Source organism: Gilliamella sp. Choc4-2 (assembly GCF_001690355.1).
GTDB lineage: Bacteria > Pseudomonadota > Gammaproteobacteria > Enterobacterales > Orbaceae > Gilliamella > Gilliamella apicola_A.
In genome coordinates, this window is record NZ_LZHG01000012.1 from 11,660 (window position 1) to 30,317 (window position 18,658).

Sequence of the window (18,658 nt, forward strand, 5' to 3'; positions counted from 1 at the left end):
ATGAGTAATACAAATACAGCATTGACACCGTCAGACTCAGCTTTTTCAGTGATCCCATTTACATTTAAAGATAATAATATTAACGCATCATGGGAAAAGGATAATATAGTTTTATCAATTAATGGTCCTGATTTAATTATTACAACAGGTGATGGGCGTAAATTAATCTTAACAATGGGGGCAGAATTAGCCTCTTTTCATGGTGGAGTTCTTTCTCTTGCATTTAATGATGGGAAAAAGCTAACTTCTTATGATATTTTAAGCTTAGCACATGTGGAAGAAACTTCTCCAAATATTATTGAGACAAATGTTCCCGATCATAATGTTACTAAAGATGATGAACAAAACGCACATAGCACCGAGGATAAAACTGTCGATGTCACAACTAATATGACTGATAATTTTGTGGTTATTGATAGTAGTGGTGGTGCTGACATGTCGACTGCTGATGTTGAGTCATCGCTGGATGAAATGATGAATATTGATATGGAGATAACACTTAACAAACTCAAATCGCCGAATTCTACAATAATGCTTAAGAAAAGTTCAACATCATCTTCGAGTTCCGATTCATCAAATTACGAATCTAATATCGATGGTGTAGCACCAATAGTAAAACCACAGTCAAGTGAGAATTTGGCACCAGAACCCCCAAAAGTCAAACTTTATCAATGGGAAGGGCTAATTGATGGTGCTCAACATGTTGTAAAGGTAGGTAGTGGTAATTTAGCTGCTAGAACAACCGATGGTGCTAGTGAACAATATTCAAATACTGTTGTTGATCTTTCGACAGAAAATGCTAACTGGACTATCGATGTTACAAATAGAAACTATATTCAAGAGGGTAAAATTCTTCGTATTATTTCTTTTGATGATGCGCAAACTATTGATAGCATAACTGGGCTTCCTCAGGGATATGAAATTATCAAAGGAGGTACTCCTCAAGGTGATAAGTATGGCTTATTACCAAATGAAGCTATCCTTTTATATCCTGAAAATCAGATTAATAAATTTGGTGTGAATGTTACCTATACCGATAAAAATGGTGTAACAAAAACAGAAAATTTTAATTTTTCTATTGTCGAATCTCCTTCATCGATTGTTGATATGGATGGAAACCTTCTCTTATCAAGTAAGCCTAATAATGTACATGTCATTGGTGGTGCGGGTGATGATGTAATTATTGCCAGTAATTCCAAGGATATTTATGATGGTGGTGCAGGTGTAAATACTGTTGATTACTCTAAAGTAAAAGGGGATTTAATTTTTGATTTAAATGCTAATATGGTTTCAGGTGCTGCGAATCAAGAACTCAAGAATATTCAAAATATTGTTGGTAATGATGGTAATAATACTTTCATTGGAGATTTAAATACTGATAATAAACTCATTGGCGGCGCTGGCAACGATGTTTTCATCGTTGGAGGTGGGAATGCTAATTATATTGATGGTAAAGAGGGTATTAACACCTTAAGTTATGAAACAACAGCCAAGGGTATTAATGTTGATTTAACTAAAGGATCTGTTACTGATAGTATGGGACGTAATGATACCGTTAAAAATATTAATAATATTACTGGTACGCATTTTGATGACATATTAAAAGGTGATGATAAAGATAACATTATTATTGGTAATGGTGGAAATGACACTTTAATTGGAATGGGTGGAAATAATACCTTAATTGGTGGTAATGGGGGTAATGTAACAGCAAGCTATGAATATGCAACCAATGGAATTGTCGTTAATTTAGCGAATAGTGTAGAGCAAGTCGAAGCTAATGGCTTCGGTGGAAAAGATACTCTTAAAAATATTCAAACAATTATAGGAAGTAATTACGATGATTTATTTGTAACAGCAAATGGTAGTATGACTATTTATGGCGGAGCAGGTAATGATATATTCAAAATTAATGGTGATACAACAAGCCGTGCTGTAATTCATGGCGAATCAGGAAATAATATTTATATTGCAGGTAAAGGTTATAACACTTATATAGGTGGGATGGATAATGATACCGTTGATTATAGTTTGGCAACTTCTGCAATTAATATAAATTTAAAAACACAGAGAGCTTACTCAAATGGCTTTGGTGGTACAGACCAATTGGTCGGTATTAATGGCATTATTGCTACAAATTTTGATGATCATCTTACCTTAAACGATAATACTGACTATAAGATAAGCACTGGTAATGGTAATGATTATATTATAGTGGGTAAAGGTAGTATGAATAATCATTACGATGGTGGCGTAGGTATAGATACATTAGATTATAGTAACGTTAATAGTAATATTGATGTTAGCTTACAAAATAATATCGCTAATAAAAATGGCTCAGAACAGAATGGTAAATATGGACAAGACATTATAGAAAATATCGAAAATATTGTTGGTTCAGCATTTGATGATGTTATTGAAGGTAATGCAGAAAATAACAAAATAACACTAGGTGGTGGTTTTAATAATATCATTTATGGATCATTAGGTAATGATGAGATTATTGCAAAAGCAGGTGGAACAAACACATTAGATTATAGTCGTTATTCAAATAACGTTGGCCAAGGTGATGGAATAAAAGTAGATGCTGTCAACGGTAAAGTAATCAAAGTTATAAATGGTCAACAGTATGAGGATACTTTCACCAATAATGCCTTTACAAAGTTTGTTGGTACGGCTAACAATGATATATTTTTATTGGATAAAAGTACAACTTTAATAAATGGGAATGGTGGAAAGGATACTATCATATTGTCAAATACCATGACTGGTCGTTATATGATAGATCTTGAAAACCAAATCATTACAGGCAGTAGTAAGGTAAGCATGAACAGTATTACTAACGTTATGTTAATGACAAGTGGTAGTGCAGAAATTAACGGTAATAAATCAATAGGTAATAGAATTATTGGTGGCTCTCAACATGATCATATTCGTGCAAATGGCGGCGATAATATTATTGATGGTGGTGGTGGTGATGATTGGATTTTTTATGATTCAGGTAACCAAGGTGTTATAGTTACTTTAGATGAAAATGGTAATGGTACTGCAACTAATGGTTTTGGTGGACATGATAAAATCTCTAGAATCAACCACATTAGAGGCTCACAATACGATGATGCTCTAACTGGAAAGGGACTTTTAGTTGGAGGTGCAGGAAATAATAAATTAACTGGTGTAGGTTCAGATGCTGTTGTAGATTACTCTTCGGTCAGAACAGGGCAAGGTGTCGTAGCTAACCTAGAAACAGGTAAGGTTTCTAACAATGGATATAATGGAGTAGATTCGCTTAACAATATTTATTCAATAATTGGTACTGATAACAGCGATATCATTTATGGAAGTCATTTAGATGACCAAATTTATACTCGAGATGGTAATGATATTGTTTATGGAAGTGCAGGTAATGATAAAATCGTTAATGGTCATAATGCAGCTTCTGGTACGACAACTTTGGATTATCACTTAATAAGTGAAGCTATTAAAGTTGATATGTCAGCAGGTAAAGTTCATAAAGGTAATTTGGGCGATGATCAAATTTATTTTATCGCTAATATTATAGGAACTAACCAAAATGATGATTTCCAATTCAAATCACTTTCTGATTTAACTAAATACAAATTGATTGATGGTGGCTTAGGCAATGATGCAGTATCAAAAGCAAAGGGTGTAGGTTCAGGAATCTTTGATTTTACCACATTTGATAATAGCTTATTTAGACATATAGATGTGTTCAATTTTAAAGATAATGTTAATGGTGATTTTATTATTGTTAATATTGATGATCTGTTTAAAAATATGGATAATAATAATATCCAATTTGATACAGATAGCGCTGATTCGCTTCAAATCCTTGATAGCATGGGGACATGGGTTCATACTGAAGTTGCTGCAGGAATTGATCAGTGGACTGACGGTACCCATACATTAACTTGGAATCATGTATAGGTATTAAATATCTTTATGAATAGTGAATTATCTTCAAATACTTTAAATAATTCGAGTATTTCACAATTAAAGTCGGTCTTATCTGGGGCTGCAAAAAAACTATCCTTACCTATTGGTCAATGGGAGTGGCAGGAGCAAGTCGATAAGCTAGATGAAAATATAACTCAAGAAACATTGTTTGAATTAGCTAAAAAATACCTTGGTATTGAGTTGTTTCCTTGTTCAAAAGATCATAATGCAGTTAATAAAGGTTTATATGTCGCTTTTGAAGAAAATACAGGATGGCTTTTACTTTCCGTTCGATTTAATAAAATTAAAAATGAAAAGAATGTAAAGTTAAAGCAATTGCCAGAAAATACTTGGCGTGTTTTACCAACAGAAAGGCAAAATAGGTTAACTTGGCGTTCTTTATTAGTGCTTGGCCAAAAAGAAAATAAAATTATTTCACGTCTTTTTTGGACAACATTAATTATAAATTTATTTATTATGATTATTCCTTTGTATCTAAATGCTATTTATGATCGTGTTATTCCTGGGCAGGCAGATGCATCACTTTGGACACTTTCTTTAGGTGTAATACTTGCAATTTTTGTAGAGTATTATTTCCGAATGGATCGAATAAAATTAGGTTGCGAATATTCATCGCTTGTTCAATATCGACTAGAACCAAAAATTATTTTAGAACTTATTCAAGTCATGCCTAGCGTTACAACTCAATGGGGACGTAAAGTTATTGAAGCAATGAATAGCTGGAATCAATTTAGAATGCAATTTTTGGCATTTTTTTCTAGTACAGTCTTAGACTTAGTATTTAGTATTCTATATTTTATTGTTATTGCGATAGTTGCTGGTTGGTTGATTATTGTACCTATTGTTATATTTATCTGTGCAATAGTTCGTATTACACTTTTTTATTACGAAAATAAAGCTATACAAACTATTAATGCGCAGGTTCCTTTCTCTTCAACAACTCTTGAATATTATCAATCTTCAGTTGCTTACAAAGAAGCAGCATACACATTTTTAGCTGGTAACGAAAAAGCACAACAAAATGAACAAAAAAGATTTATTATTCATAATCGTTGTAGCTCATTTTTAATGGGACTAATGAGCTTACAGACTGTGCTAGCTGTTATTGTTGCCTTTTATCTTATTCAAACAGGCAATATGTCACCAGCGGGTTTATTTGCAACAATTATCATTGGTGGGCGTTTAAGTCAACCTCTCTTCTCGTTAATGCATATGTTACCAAACCTCCAACGTATGACTAGCTCAATGAATCAAATAAATGTTCTTCTAGATAAGGAACAAAGTGAAAATGGATTATTAAGTGGATTTAATGGTCCAGAAAATGGTTGGAGTGCATCAAAAGTTAGTTTTAAATATCATCCCTCATTACCATGTTTAAATGATATTAGTTTGCAAATTAAGCAAGGCGAGCGTATTGCTATAGTTGGTGGTCCTGGGGCTGGCAAAAGTACATTACTAAAACTATTACTAGGTATTTTAGGTGCAAATGAAGGTAATATAACTTGGAATGGCTTTATGTTAACCAAATCAATTGCAGATTCGTTACGTAGTGAAACCCACTATCTATGGCAATATAGTGGTATTATCGGTGAAACAGTTTATGAATATCTTACTTTAAATAATGAGCCTAACCAAATTACGCATGAGCGAGCTCTTGAAGTATTAAAACAAGTTAATTTACACAGTTTACTCCCGTTTTTAAACAATGGGCTTGATACTCATTGGCGTCAATTGCCTGTTCCTTTAACAATATTACAGCGTCAAAAGTTAGCTTTAGCACGATTTATATTATCTCCGCATACAATATCACTCCTTGATAATCCAACAGCTGAGTTAGATCCCAATTCCGAAAAATTGCTATTAGCTCAGTTAGAATTACGTGCAAAAGAAGGACAAACAATGATTATCGCAACAGATAGAACTAATCTACTTAATTTTGTCGATCGTGTAATCATGTTAAATAGCGGTAATATCGTTTTTGATGGTAATAAACAAGATTTCCAAGCTTACTTACAAAAAGCACAATCTAAATAGATTGAAAATTCTTTAACATAATTACGAATCTATATATCATTTATCAATGATATATAGATTTTTGAATGTTGAAAAATATCATATAAAATAAATGGTTATATTTGTTTTCTCTTTTATATTATTATGTTCAAATTTTCCAAATTTATAGATTAATTATTTTGAGTTTATCATTTAGTAAACCTCAATAATTGTTTTATCAAATCACTATTGCATCAATTTCTATTAATAGAAAGAATTTTTTAAATATAATATTAAAAAATTTCAGTAAAATACTATTAAACTATTCATAAATTGATTTAGTATTTTTTTTAATTATAAGATAAGATAATTCCCTTTTAAGGCTTTACTTAAAATATCCAGTTATTAATAAGTTTTATAAAATTAATAGATTAAAAATAGAATAATGGGATATATTAAAAATATATCAACTAATTGAATTTTATTAAGAAACAAAATTAAATGGTGATTAAATAATGATTGAAAAACTGTGGTATGGTAAAAATCGTTTATTTTGGTTACTAATACCATTTTCTTTATTATATGGTTTGATTGCTCTTGTTCGTCGCTTTTTATATCGATTAGGTATTTTAAAACCTTGGCGTTCACCCGTACCTATTATTATTATTGGCAATTTATCTGTTGGTGGTAATGGCAAAACTCCACTAGTTGTTGGTTTAATTGAATCGCTAAAACAAAAAGGATTACAAGTTGGAGTAGTTTCACGAGGCTATGGTGGTAAGTCTGATTGTTATCCTCTTATTTTAAATAAAACAACAACAACCGAACAAGCAGGTGATGAACCTGTACTTATTTATCAACGTACTAATGTGCCTATTGCTGTATCTCCACACCGTTCTGACGCTGTTCAAGCACTATTAAAGCGGTATCAATTAGACGTTATTTTGACTGACGATGGTTTGCAACATTATGCGCTATCGCGTGATATTGAAGTTGTAGTTGTTGATGGAAAACGTTTATTTGGTAATGGTTGGTGGATGCCTGCAGGACCAATGCGAGAACGAGAAAGTCGATTAAAGTCGGTTGATTTAATCATTATAAATGGTGATAGTGTAAATAACCTAGCTCAAAAGTACCCTAATAAAGTCTACACAATGCAATTAGCACCACGATACGCGGTAAATTTGCTTACTCAAGAAAAAAAACCATTATCTTCATTACAAAATATTTGTGCTATTGCAGGTATTAGCCATCCTAACCGTTTTTTTGATATGTTGATTAAAATGCAAATGAATGTAATTAAAACCATTCCTTTTGCAGATCATCAACAATTTACGTTGTTATTGTTAAACGATATTGCAAATTTTGACCAAACTCTTTTAATGACTGAAAAAGATGCGGTTAAATGCAGACAATTTGCTCAAGCAAATTGGTGGTATTTACCAGTTGATGCGGTAATCCCCGTGCAAGTAATTGAGCAGATCTGTTCCTTATTAGATAAAATAAATTCCAAAAGAGAATAAAATATGAAAGAAATACTTTTAAGCGCACTTGCTTGTCCAAAATGCCATGAGCAACTACAGTATGATGCGAATAATCAACAGCTAATTTGTTTAGCTGATAATTTAGTCTATACTGTAAAAGATAATATTCCTGTTTTACTTGAATGTGAAGCAAAGTCACTTAATAAGCCATTATCTACTCAAGAATAAAAAGGCAGGATATTAGTTATGAATTTTTCAGTTATTATTCCTGCTAGATATGGCTCAAGCCGTTTACCTGCTAAGCCATTAGCGGATATTCATGGAAAACCTATGATTGTGCGTGTAATGGAACAAGCGCAAAAATCCTTAGCCAGTCGAGTGATTATTGCAACCGATCATCAACAAGTTTTTGATGTAGTCAAAACGCATGGAGGAGAAGTCATTCTGACAAGTGATAAGCATAATTCAGGTACCGAAAGGTTAGCAGAGGTCATTAATGCTTATCAATTTTCAGATGATGAAATTATTGTTAATGTACAAGGGGATGAACCTTTAATACCACCTATGATTATTAATCAAGTGGCAGAAAATTTGGTGCAATATAAAACAGGAATGGCAACGTTAGCCGTACCAATTAATTCTGTTGACGAAGCATTTAATACTGATACGGTTAAGGTTGTGACTGACAAAGAAGGCTATGCACTTTATTTTTCTCGTGCTACGATTCCTTGGGAACGAGATCGTTTTGCTAAATCGACTGATCTATTAAAACTGCCTAGCATTGGTGATTTTTATCTTCGTCATATTGGTATTTATGCCTATCGTGCAGGTTTTATTCGTCAGTATATTAATTGGGCTCCATCTTTACTTGAGCAAATTGAAATGTTAGAGCAACTCAGAGTACTTTGGTATGGTCAAAAAATTCATGTCGCTGTGGCAAAACAGCCTCCAGCAATTGGTGTTGATACTTTAGAAGATTTAGAAAAAGTAAGAGCGTTATTTAAGGAGTAAGCAATGGCAAACTTTACTGGGTTTACGCAAGATGGGCTTAATTTTTTACAAGATGCTTGGATAAATAACAGCAAACCATGGTTTGAAGAACATCGTGCTATTTATGATAACGATTTAGTTAAACCATTTAGGCTTTTGGTTGAACAATTAGCTCCGGAAATGCTTAAAATTGACGAATGGTTTGAAACTCGCCCAGCTATTGGTAAAACAATTTCACGTATACATCGAGATACCCGTTTTTCAAATGATAAATCACTTTATCGTAGCCGATTATGGTTGACATTTAAGCGCCCCAATAAAGATTGAAAAGAGGCTCCCGCTTACTTTTTTGAAATTAGTCCAAATAGTTATCAATATGGACTTGGCTATTATTGTTCATCAAAACAAACGATGGATATTTTTCGAGATGAGATTCTTAATGATACTAAGAAGTTTTTAGCTATGGCACGTTGTGTCAAAAAACCATTTGAGCTTGTTGGGGAAAGTTATAAACGTCCATTGATCAAAGAACAAGAAGAAAAAGTTGCAACCTGGTATAACCGAAAAAATCTTGCGGTTATGGTGACAAGTAATCATATTGAAGACGTGTTAAATAGTGATTTACCCAAAAAATTAGTTAAAGGGTTTAAACAACTAATTCCACTCTATGATTATTTAATGCGAGTAGAAATGATTAAAAGCATAACAACGCTTTAGTTTTATTAAGTTTATTTTTATATTAGATGTTGGTAAAATTTAATACTAATTCTTTTACACCATTGATTATAAACTGTATTCCAACACAAGCTAATAAAGAGTCCATAATTTTTGAAATAGCTTCAATGCCACTTTTTCTACACAGCGCATTATACTGCTAGCACTTCGTATACAAAGCTAAAGAATAATACATAACAATAAAAGCACTAAAATTAAAGCGGTGTAAACAACTCAAGTTGAAACATCATAGTGACCATTTTTTTCAATTGATTGACTGCAGATAAATAATTATAAATAAAAGAAATATGGGCGTACTTTGACACCCAGTTATTGCGAAAATTAAAATGGAATATCATCATCAAAATCCATTGGGGGTTCAGGGGCTTTAGTATGAGAAGTTGGTATGCTTTGTGTTGAAGAGCGCGCCGCAGTAGGTGCAGAAGAAACATTATTAGCACTTTGTCCCCATTTTTGTGATCCATCTTCAAATGCTTCATTACTATTTCGAGAACCCAAAATTTGCAATGTACCTCCAATTGGATTCACAACAACTTCAGTAGTGTAACGATCATTGCCGGTTTGATCTTGCCATTTGCGAGTTTGTAATTGTCCCTCAAGATAAACCTGAGTTCCTTTTTTAATATATTCTCCTGCAATTTCGGCTAATTTACCAAAGACGACTACTCTATGCCATTCTGTACGATCACGTGTTTCACCAGTTTGCTTATCTTTCCATGATTCTGACGTTGCAATACTAAAATTAGCGACAGCATTACCATTTGGCATATAGCGAACTTCTGGATCTTGACCTAAATTACCCACTAAAATGACTTTATTTATTCCTCGATTTGCCATTATAAACTCCTAAAAAGTGCACATATATTTAAGTGTATTATTGTAGCATGAGACAGCTGTAACATCACCGAATTTAATTCAATAATGGAATGAAATTCACAATTTCCTGTAATACAGAAAAATCAGCTTAACCATAGGAATTTATAGATAGAACGAGTATAATGCCCCACATTTGTTAATAGCGTGTTCTAAAACATTTCCCCTAAAGGAGGAGGCCTTATGATTAATGCGTTTGGACTAAAAAACAAACAATTAGTGAAGATTAATGAAGGCGACATAAATAATGCGACCTGGATTGATTTAATTGAACCAGAAGAAGTCGATCGCGAATTTGTTTTAGCAAATTTAGGACAAAACTTAGCAACAAGTATAGAATTAGATGATATTGAAGCATCAGCTCGTTTTTTTGAAGACAACGAAGGCCTGCATGTTCACTCTTTCTTTTTTTATGAAGATGCTGAAGATCGAGCTGGTAACTCGACAGTTGCCTTCACAGTTCATAACGGGCGTTTATTTACATTACGTGAGCGAGACTTACCCGCATTCCGTTTATATCGAATGCGCTCACGTTATCAAACTATGGGTGATGGAAATCCATATGAAGTTTTACTTGATTTATTTGAAGTTAAAGTTGAACAATTAGCAGATCAGATTGAAAATATTTACAGTGAGCTTGAAGAGCTAAGTTTAATTATTATGGATCGTTCTGCACAAGAACACTATGATGAAGCTATTACCTCATTAGCAGAACTTGAAGATACTGCTTGGAAAGTGCGCCTCTGTTTAATGGATAGCCAACGTGCAGTTAATTATTTAGTTCGTCGTGCTAAAATGCCAGCGGAGCAGTTAGAACAAGCTCGTGAAGTTATTCGAGATATTGAATCGCTTGTGCCGCATAATGAATCATTATTTCAAAAAGTAAACTTTTTAATGCAGGCAGCAACAAGTTTTATTAATATTGAACAAAGTCGAATCATTAAAATATTTTCAGTTGTTTCAGTAGTATTTTTACCACCTACAGTGGTTGCCTCAGCATATGGTATGAATTTTGAAAATATGCCTGAGCTTAAATGGGAATATGGATATCCGTTTTCATTACTCTTAATGTTACTAGCTGGCGTAGCACCTTATATATATTTTAAACTTAAAAAGTGGCTATAGGCTTTGGTTATTTTAAATATTTAAGACTTTATCTGCTAAACTTTATTTAGCGGGGTCCAATATAAGTAATACCAATAAAGTTAACCTAGTTAAATTGTTATAAATAATTGATGATATTACTTTCTACAACTGACAAATAAAGTAGCTTGTTATTTAAATTAAAAAATTAATTTATTATAAAAGGGAACTAAATGAGTCAATATGCACTAGTCACCGATATTGGTGGAACTAATGCCCGTTTTGCGCTATACAATTTAGCAACCAACGAGCTATCAGCCATTAAAAAAATTCTTATTTCAAAAAATGATATATTGTTAACGTTAATTAAGAATTATCTGCAAGCACAATCAGTCAATATTGAGATGGCTTGTATTGCTATTGCTTGTCCGATTGATGATGAAGATCTAGTAAATATGACCAATAATAATTTGTCATTTTCTCGTTATGAATTAATGCAAGAATTGAAACTAACAAAGCTTGAAGTAATTAATGATTTTATAGCAATATCAACGTCGATTCCCAAATTACTTAAACATGATCTAGTTAAAATAGGTGGAAATGAACCGGATTTAGATTACCCAATTGCAATTTATGGCGCCGGCACTGGGCTTGGGGTATCACACTTAATTAAAGTGAATCAAAACTGGATGAGCTTGCCAGGGGAAGGTGGGCATACTGAATTACCTATGATAAATGACGATGAGGATCGAATCTTAGCAAAATTACGCAAAAGATTTGGACGTGTATCAACAGAGCGTTTTTTATCAGGTAATGGGATTGTGAATATCTATCAAGCATTATTACAAATTAATAACCAACCAATTGAAGATGTAACACCTGAAATTATAGTTAAGAAAGCTTTAGCTAAAAGTTGCTCATTAAGCTTGCAGACACTAACCTATTTCTGCACATTTATGGGACGTTTTGGCGGTAATTTAGCATTAACGCTTAATACACAAGGTGGAGTTTATATTGCTGGTGGTATTGTGCCTCGTTTCATTGAGTTTTTTAAAGCATCCCCATTCCGAGAAGCATTCGAAAACAAAGGAAGAATGTCATACTTAGTAAAAAAAATTCCTGTTTATGTCATAATACATGATAACCCAGGGTTATTTGGTGCAGGCGTTTATTTAAAAAATAGCCTCAAAAAAAATTATTAAGGATTACCTTATGATGTGGTGTTATATCTATCGAAGTTCTAAAAAAGAAAACTGTTATCTATATATTGAAAAAGAAAATAATTTTTCCACTATCCCTGATAAAATATTGTCTATTTTTGGTAAACCAGTGTTTGTAATGAAAGTTTTACTTGATGGTAAACGACGTTTTGTGGTAGGTACTTCAGATGAGATTGAGAAAAAAATTAAAATGGATGGTTTTTTTTTACAAATGCTAAAAGAAGATGATTTTAAAGTATGATAGAGCCATTTTGGGAATCTAAAACATTAGCTCAAATGAGCGATGAAGAATGGGAACAACTTTGTGATGGTTGTGGTCAATGCTGTTTAAATAAATTAATGGACGAAGATACAAACGAAATCTTATATACTAATGTTGCTTGTAACCTGCTTGATTCTCATACTTGTCAGTGTAGACATTATCATAAACGATTTGATTATGAGCCGGATTGTATTAAGTTGACTCGTGAAAATCTTTTAACTATTGAATGGTTACCATTGACCTGTTCATATCGCTACTTTTCTAAAAATGGAAGATTACCAGAATGGCATCCGCTTATTATTGGTAATAAAAAACTTATGCATAAACTAAAAATATCAGTTAGAAACCGTATTGTTTATGAAAAAGATGTAATTTGTTGGGAAGATCATATAATCTAAAAAATAAAAAAGGAGCAGTTGCTCCATTTTTACCTAATGCTTTCATAAACCGCTTTACAGAATAATCCACAAATAACCAAAAAGATCGAATGCAAACATATTTAATAGCATAAGAATAAAAACAATGATCATAAAAGAAATGTCAATCATACCTATCGGCGGAACTATTCGGCGAATTGGGGCTATTAAAGGTTCTGTTAGTTGAGAAAGTAGATCATCAGCATCTGAATGCCCTCGACTAACCCAACTTAGGATTGCTCGAAATAGTAACAGCCAAAATAAAAGGTGTCCAACTGCATGTAATATTGCCGGAAAAGCAAATAGCAAATAACTTATATCCCAAAATGGAAAACTTATTAAACTATAGCTGCAAACAAATATTACTTTTAATAATGCAAATAGATACAAAAGTCCCCATGTTGCAGTATCTAATCGTCCAATTGATGGAATAATTTTTCGTAGTGGACCTAAAATAGGTTGAGTAATTTTAACAATAAATTGAGTAAAAGGATTGTAAAAGTTGACTCTAGTTTGCTGCATCCATAAACGCAAAATTAAAATATAAAGGCAAACGGTTAAAACTGTTTTTCCCAGAAAGAAAAGCGATGTCATTTAAAATTCCTCAAAATAAGATATTTAAGTAATATATTATAAATATTGCCTTTCGCCAAATATAGCCCTACCAATGCGAACCATCGTACTACCAGCAACAATAGCTGCTTTAATGTCATTGCTCATTCCCATTGACAAGGTATCCATAAATGGATAATTAACCTGTAATACTTTTAAAAGCTGTTTCATTTGAGTAAAAACACTTAATTGTTTCTTAAAATCATTTTCAATTTCCGGAATAGCCATTAAGCCGCGTAATTTTAGATTTGGAAGGGTAATTATTTGATTTACTAAATCAGCAGCTTCTTCAGGTGTAACTCCTGATTTGCTTGATTCTTGACTGATATTGATTTGAATCAATACATTTAATTTAGGAATATCTGGTGGGCGTTGCTCGCTTAAGCGCTGAGCGATTTTAAAACGATCAATTGTATGCATCCAATCAAAGTATTGAGCAACTAATTTACTCTTATTCGATTGTAATGGACCAATAAAATGCCAAGTTAATGGTATTTCAGGCATGTTCTGCTTAAAATGCTTAATTTTTTCAATGCCTTCTTGAACATAATTTTCACCAAATGAAACTTGCCCCGCTTTTATTGCTTCTGTAATTTGTGCTACTGATTTAGTTTTACTGACTGCAATAAGCTCAATATCCTTGGGATCTCTATCACATAGCGAGGCAATTTTTTTTATTTCATTTTTAATGGCAAGTAAATTGTCATATACGGTATTCATATTAATTTCCAAATGATGATTAATAGGTAAAATATAATGCTAAACTCATTATTAGCACTTAGTGTAACTCAAAATGCTTCAGATTTGCATCTTTCAAGTGGCGAAAAGCCATGTATTCGCATTAATGGACAATTGCACTTTTTATCTCATGAAAAATTAGTATCCTCGGTATTAAAAAATGAGTTGCTTAGTTTACTTGACGAGTCTCAAAAAAAAGGATTACAACAGCATGGGCAAATTGATATAGCTTATCAAACTAACGAAATAGGGCGGTTCAGAGCAAATATTTTTTATCAGCAGCGTGGTATTTCTGCTGTATTCCGTATTATTAATCAGCGGATACCCAGTTTATCTGAGCTTGCTGCACCTGATATTTTACCTAAATTAACAAAAACAAAAAATGGTATTATTTTGATAACAGGTGCAACAGGAAGTGGTAAATCCACTACATTGGCAGCATTAGTTCAACATATTAACGCAACCGATTCTAAACATATTATTACACTAGAAGATCCTATAGAATTTATTTATCAAAATGATAAATCACTAATTCAACAACGAGAACTTACTCATTTCAATGTTGTAATAGAAAGTATTTTAAGACAAGATCCAGATATTATATTGCTTGGTGAACTACGCAATAGACAAGCAATACATACAGCTCTAACGCTAGCAGAAACAGGCCATTTAGTTTTTGCTACCTTACATACACAATCAGCCATAAAAAGTATTAATCGTATTATTGGTGTGTTTGATAAAGACTCACGTGATTTTATTCGAGCAAGGTTATCCAATAGTTTAAAAGCGATTATCAGTCAAAAATTAGTTTTAGAGAATAGTAATCGTAAAGCATTGTTTGAAATACTAATTAATACACCTGCTGTAAGTCATCTTATTTACGAAGGAAAGATTAATCAGATATTCTCGTTGATGCAGACTGGTCAACAATATGGGATGCAAATCATGAAAGAGAATTGAGAATGACGATTAACATAATAAAGTAAAAAATTAAGACAGATAAAGAAAACAATAAAGAATTAACACCAAAATCATTAGCAAAATAACTTTTAAAGTTCTTATAAAAAATACGTTATACTATTATACAGGTACATATAAAACTTAAAGAGGCCATAAAAATGGAACAACGCATTGGGTTTATTGGATTAGGTAATATGGGAAATGCAATATTACAAGGTATTTTAGCTAGTGGTATTGTACATGGAAAACAACTTTACGTTTATGATACACATCCAGAAAAAGGGAATAACCTTAATCGCTCTTATATGATTAATAATTTAGATTCTGCTAAAAATGTAGCAAGGGAGTCCGATATTGTTATTGTTGCGGTGAAGCCGAATGTCATAATGGATGTATTAAATGATATCCAAAAAGAATTGAAAAAAAATACGATTATTATTTCTGTGGCTGCTGGCGTTAGTATTAAAGCTATCGCTAAAAGTGTTGGCTATGAACAAAAAATCATCCGAGTGATGCCAAATACACCAGCATTAGTCAATGCCGCAATGTGTTCTATTACACCTAATACTGAAGTATCAGAAGATGAATTAGCCATTGTTCAAAATTTATTTAACTGTATTGGAGAAACAGAGATCGTACCTGAATATTTAATTGACGCCATTGTAGGAGCAAGTGGGTCATCTCCAGCTTTTGTATTTATGTTTATTGAAGCGTTGGCCGATGGTGCTGTAAAGGGCGGACTGTCTAGAAAACAAGCATACAAATTTGCGGCTCAAACTGTTATGGGATCAGCAAAAATGTTACTTGAAACAAAAAAACATCCCGGTGAGCTAAAAGATATGGTATGTTCGCCTGCTGGTACAACTATTGAAGGTGTGCAAATGCTTGAAAAAAAAGGATTTCGTTCTGCTGTGATCGATGCAGTAGAAATAACTATTAATAAATCCAAATTTCTTAGTAAAGAATAAAAATTCTAAACTTTATATTGTTCTCTTACTATGGAAAATCTTATACCGGAAAATGATATAAGTTTTGCCTATTATACTGATAAAGAAAAACTATATAAACATTTCTTGCATTAACCTGCAATATATGAGTTAATAGTCAACAGCATATAACGTGCAGATTTATTTAGTAACATCTTGATATAAGCAGTTTGTAGTTTACTTTCTATTTACATTAGTAACATTAGTATTAGTTCTCTTCAGTTTCGCTTTTCAGTGTTTATAAGCAGTCCGAGTTTTATGTTTTTTTAAGTTAGCCTTAATCGGCTTAAATTTTATTTTTAATAGGAAGATTATTATGTCTAAGAAAACTGGTCAAGTAAAATGGTTCAATGAAAGTAAAGGTTATGGTTTTATTTCCCCAGCAGACGGCAGTAAAGATGTGTTTGTGCACTTTTCTGCAATCGCAGGTGAAGGATTTAAAACTTTAGGTGAAGGCCAACAAGTTGAATTCTCTATCCAAGATAGTGAACGAGGTCCATCTGCAGCAGACGTTAGAGTAATGTAATTACTTGCCCCCTCTTTTATCTTATCAGCATGTGAATATGCTGATAAGATGCCTCCTAAAATTGTTTTTGAATTGTATTATTTCCATCTTTTAATTCGTTTATTTTGCCAATATTGTTGTATTTGAAAAATTGCTATTATAATTTCAATATTTAACTAATTCTTAATATTATCAAAATAATAATCTAAATTCCTGTAATGAAAAATAACGTAAGAAAAAATTATTATTATCAGTCATTTTATTAGATTTATCTTCAGTTGCTATGGCTGAATTATCATAAGCAGTAAAGTATCTTTCGATAAAGTGGATAAAATTGCTAAAGCTATTCCAGTGAAGTGAGGCAGCTACAAAACAGAAAACAGAAAACAGAAAACAGATATGATGAAAAAGGCTTAAAAGATACAAAAAGTAACTTTCTCAAATGCCAAAAGATAATCAAGAGTTTGGTTGCAAACAAGGTTTAGATGCTCTAAAACAGCTTGAAGTAATGTCTCCTCGATTAAAAAATATATGTTATTACAACACTTAAATCAATATTAATTTAGGCTTCTAAAATTCCATGGGGCTATAGGATTTTTATCTTTCCAAAGTCCTATCTTGTTTTTTCTAGCTTTATATTCTAATTCGACCATTTTTTTGTTATTAGCAATACCTTTATATCGGTAAGCCCATGCATACCCGTTTTTAACCATTTTCATATTAATGTTAGTGCCATTATAAAAAATAGTTCCTAACGTTCTTTTATAGATATCTTTTTTATTTTCTTTAACAAAAACAGTTTTGCCAGAAATAAGCGAAGCTAGATATTTTTTCGAAATATTTCCATAAGCTTGTTGACGTTCTGGAGCGTCAATATCAAGTAATCGCACTCGAACTGTTCTTTTTTTGGGGACTAAAATCTCAATGGTATCACCATCAATAACTTTGATGACTCTACCTTTAAAATCTGCAAATGCTAAAGAAGTTAATGAGCTGACGAGAATTAAAAAAATAAGAAATTGTTTTAATAAAAACATTATTATCACATATTGGATCAATAATTAAAGAATTTAGTTATCATATTGTCTTAACTATAACTAAAAATGAAAACACAGAAATCATTAAAAATTAACACGATAAAAATAATTATAAATTGAAAGATTGTTATCAACAATAAAATTTATTTTCATAACTATTTAGAAAAGCACCTAATTTCAGTCTCACTATAAACAAATAGTAAGACTGATTATAAAACACAAAGTTAAATTAAAATTCACTCGTATCTTTGAAAAGACCAACTTTAAGATCGGTTGCTTCGTAAATCAATTTATCATCAACATAAACTTCGCCGTCACCGATCCCCATAATTAATTTACGATTAATAACACGTTTGAAATGAATTTTATAGATTACTTTTTTATTTTTTGGAAGAATTTGACCTTTTAATTTCAATTCTCCAACGCCAAGCGCACGGCCTTTACCTTTTCCACCTAACCATCCTAAATAAAACCCGACTAATTGCCACAAAGCATCAAGTCCTAGACAACCTGGCATAACAGGATCATTCTTAAAATGGCACTTAAAAAACCATAAGTCGGGGTTAATATCAAATTCTGCTTCAATATAGCCTTTGCCAAAATTACCACCTTCTTCATTCATTTCAATAATACGATCCATCATAAGCATTAAATCAGATGGCAATGGTGGACCATCATGGCCAAATAATTCACTATTTCCTGATTTAATCAAGTCTGATTTATCATATGAAGATTTACGTTCAAATATCATAAAAAAACCTTTTATCTGTTGTTATTACTACATGAT

The 18,658-nt window shown here is 32.2% G+C and carries 17 protein-coding genes and 2 pseudogenes; 13 read left to right on the forward strand and 6 right to left on the reverse strand.

Annotated elements, in window-relative coordinates; all coding sequences use genetic code 11:
* The 6 genes and pseudogenes from A9G34_RS01920 to A9G34_RS10945 all read left to right on the forward strand — a co-directional run bounded on the left by A9G34_RS01920 (position 1) and on the right by A9G34_RS10945 (position 9,161).
* Positions 1-3,948 carry a calcium-binding protein gene (locus A9G34_RS01920; RefSeq protein ID WP_065568720.1) on the forward strand — a complete coding sequence of 1,316 codons (3,948 nt, stop codon included), beginning with the start codon at positions 1-3 and terminating at the stop codon, positions 3,946-3,948.
* 15 nt (positions 3,949-3,963) lie between these two features.
* Positions 3,964-6,012, forward strand: a complete 2,049-nt coding sequence (locus tag A9G34_RS01925) for an ATP-binding cassette domain-containing protein (RefSeq protein WP_034943149.1) — start codon at positions 3,964-3,966, stop codon at positions 6,010-6,012.
* Between the two features lie 473 nt (positions 6,013-6,485).
* Positions 6,486-7,493 (forward strand): tetraacyldisaccharide 4'-kinase, encoded by a 1,008-nt coding sequence (lpxK, locus tag A9G34_RS01930; protein ID WP_034943147.1) that lies wholly within the window; start codon positions 6,486-6,488, stop codon positions 7,491-7,493.
* Positions 7,494-7,496: 3 nt separating this feature from the next.
* Entirely contained in the window at positions 7,497-7,682 is a 186-nt protein-coding gene (locus tag A9G34_RS01935) for a Trm112 family protein (RefSeq protein WP_034943144.1), read from the forward strand.
* An 18-nt stretch (positions 7,683-7,700) separates the two neighbouring features.
* A complete protein-coding gene (gene kdsB / locus A9G34_RS01940) occupies positions 7,701-8,465 on the forward strand; it encodes a 3-deoxy-manno-octulosonate cytidylyltransferase (protein WP_034943141.1) in 765 nt (254 codons plus the stop codon).
* Positions 8,466-8,468: 3 nt separating this feature from the next.
* A pseudogene (locus A9G34_RS10945) lies at positions 8,469-9,161 on the forward strand (DUF2461 domain-containing protein).
* A 22-nt stretch (positions 9,162-9,183) separates the two neighbouring features.
* On the opposite strand, the pseudogene A9G34_RS11040 reads toward A9G34_RS10945, so the two are convergent.
* Positions 9,184-9,297 (reverse strand): annotated as a pseudogene (locus tag A9G34_RS11040) (MarC family protein); the annotation flags it as partial.
* Positions 9,298-9,500: 203 nt separating this feature from the next.
* The gene (locus tag A9G34_RS01950; RefSeq protein WP_034943137.1) at positions 9,501-10,016 is read right to left on the reverse strand and encodes a single-stranded DNA-binding protein; all 516 of its coding nucleotides are present in this window, start codon (positions 10,014-10,016) and stop codon (positions 9,501-9,503) included.
* A 219-nt stretch (positions 10,017-10,235) separates the two neighbouring features.
* On the opposite strand from A9G34_RS01950, the gene corA reads away from it, so the two are divergent.
* From corA to A9G34_RS01970, 4 genes are all read left to right on the forward strand, one after another.
* A complete protein-coding gene (corA, locus tag A9G34_RS01955; RefSeq protein ID WP_034943135.1) occupies positions 10,236-11,177 on the forward strand; it encodes a magnesium/cobalt transporter CorA in 942 nt (313 codons plus the stop codon).
* A gap of 191 nt (positions 11,178-11,368) precedes the next feature.
* On the forward strand, positions 11,369-12,337 hold the full coding sequence (gene glk / locus A9G34_RS01960) for a glucokinase (RefSeq protein ID WP_065568721.1): 969 nt from the start codon (positions 11,369-11,371) through the stop codon (positions 12,335-12,337).
* 10 nt (positions 12,338-12,347) lie between these two features.
* The gene (locus A9G34_RS01965; RefSeq protein WP_081295236.1) at positions 12,348-12,596 is read left to right on the forward strand and encodes a YcgL domain-containing protein; all 249 of its coding nucleotides are present in this window, start codon (positions 12,348-12,350) and stop codon (positions 12,594-12,596) included.
* A complete protein-coding gene (locus A9G34_RS01970) occupies positions 12,593-13,015 on the forward strand; it encodes a YcgN family cysteine cluster protein (RefSeq protein WP_034943131.1) in 423 nt (140 codons plus the stop codon). The genes A9G34_RS01965 and A9G34_RS01970 overlap by 4 nt, the downstream gene beginning before the upstream one ends.
* Before the next feature lie 54 nt (positions 13,016-13,069).
* Here A9G34_RS01970 and A9G34_RS01975 read toward each other — a convergent pair whose 3' ends face one another.
* Positions 13,070-13,627, reverse strand: a complete 558-nt coding sequence (locus A9G34_RS01975) for a YggT family protein (RefSeq protein ID WP_034943130.1) — start codon at positions 13,625-13,627, stop codon at positions 13,070-13,072.
* Positions 13,628-13,663: 36 nt separating this feature from the next.
* The gene (locus A9G34_RS01980; protein ID WP_065568722.1) at positions 13,664-14,365 is read right to left on the reverse strand and encodes a YggS family pyridoxal phosphate-dependent enzyme; all 702 of its coding nucleotides are present in this window, start codon (positions 14,363-14,365) and stop codon (positions 13,664-13,666) included.
* 36 nt (positions 14,366-14,401) lie between these two features.
* Here A9G34_RS01980 and A9G34_RS01985 point away from each other — a divergent pair, with 36 nt between their 5' ends.
* From A9G34_RS01985 to cspE, 3 genes are all read left to right on the forward strand, one after another.
* On the forward strand, positions 14,402-15,343 hold the full coding sequence (locus tag A9G34_RS01985; RefSeq protein WP_081295237.1) for a type IV pilus twitching motility protein PilT: 942 nt from the start codon (positions 14,402-14,404) through the stop codon (positions 15,341-15,343).
* Positions 15,344-15,501: 158 nt separating this feature from the next.
* On the forward strand, positions 15,502-16,311 hold the full coding sequence (gene proC, locus A9G34_RS01990) for a pyrroline-5-carboxylate reductase (protein WP_065568723.1): 810 nt from the start codon (positions 15,502-15,504) through the stop codon (positions 16,309-16,311).
* A gap of 334 nt (positions 16,312-16,645) precedes the next feature.
* Positions 16,646-16,855, forward strand: a complete 210-nt coding sequence (gene cspE / locus A9G34_RS01995; RefSeq protein ID WP_034943126.1) for a transcription antiterminator/RNA stability regulator CspE — start codon at positions 16,646-16,648, stop codon at positions 16,853-16,855.
* A gap of 536 nt (positions 16,856-17,391) precedes the next feature.
* Here the strand turns inward: cspE and A9G34_RS02000 are convergent.
* Together A9G34_RS02000 and fabA are read right to left on the reverse strand one after the other, a co-directional pair.
* Positions 17,392-17,871 (reverse strand): thermonuclease family protein, encoded by a 480-nt coding sequence (locus A9G34_RS02000; RefSeq protein ID WP_034943125.1) that lies wholly within the window; start codon positions 17,869-17,871, stop codon positions 17,392-17,394.
* Positions 17,872-18,100: 229 nt separating this feature from the next.
* Positions 18,101-18,622, reverse strand: coding sequence for a bifunctional 3-hydroxydecanoyl-ACP dehydratase/trans-2-decenoyl-ACP isomerase (gene fabA / locus A9G34_RS02005; RefSeq protein WP_218055655.1), 522 nt, complete (start codon positions 18,620-18,622; stop codon positions 18,101-18,103).
* Positions 18,623-18,658: the final 36 nt, after the last annotated feature.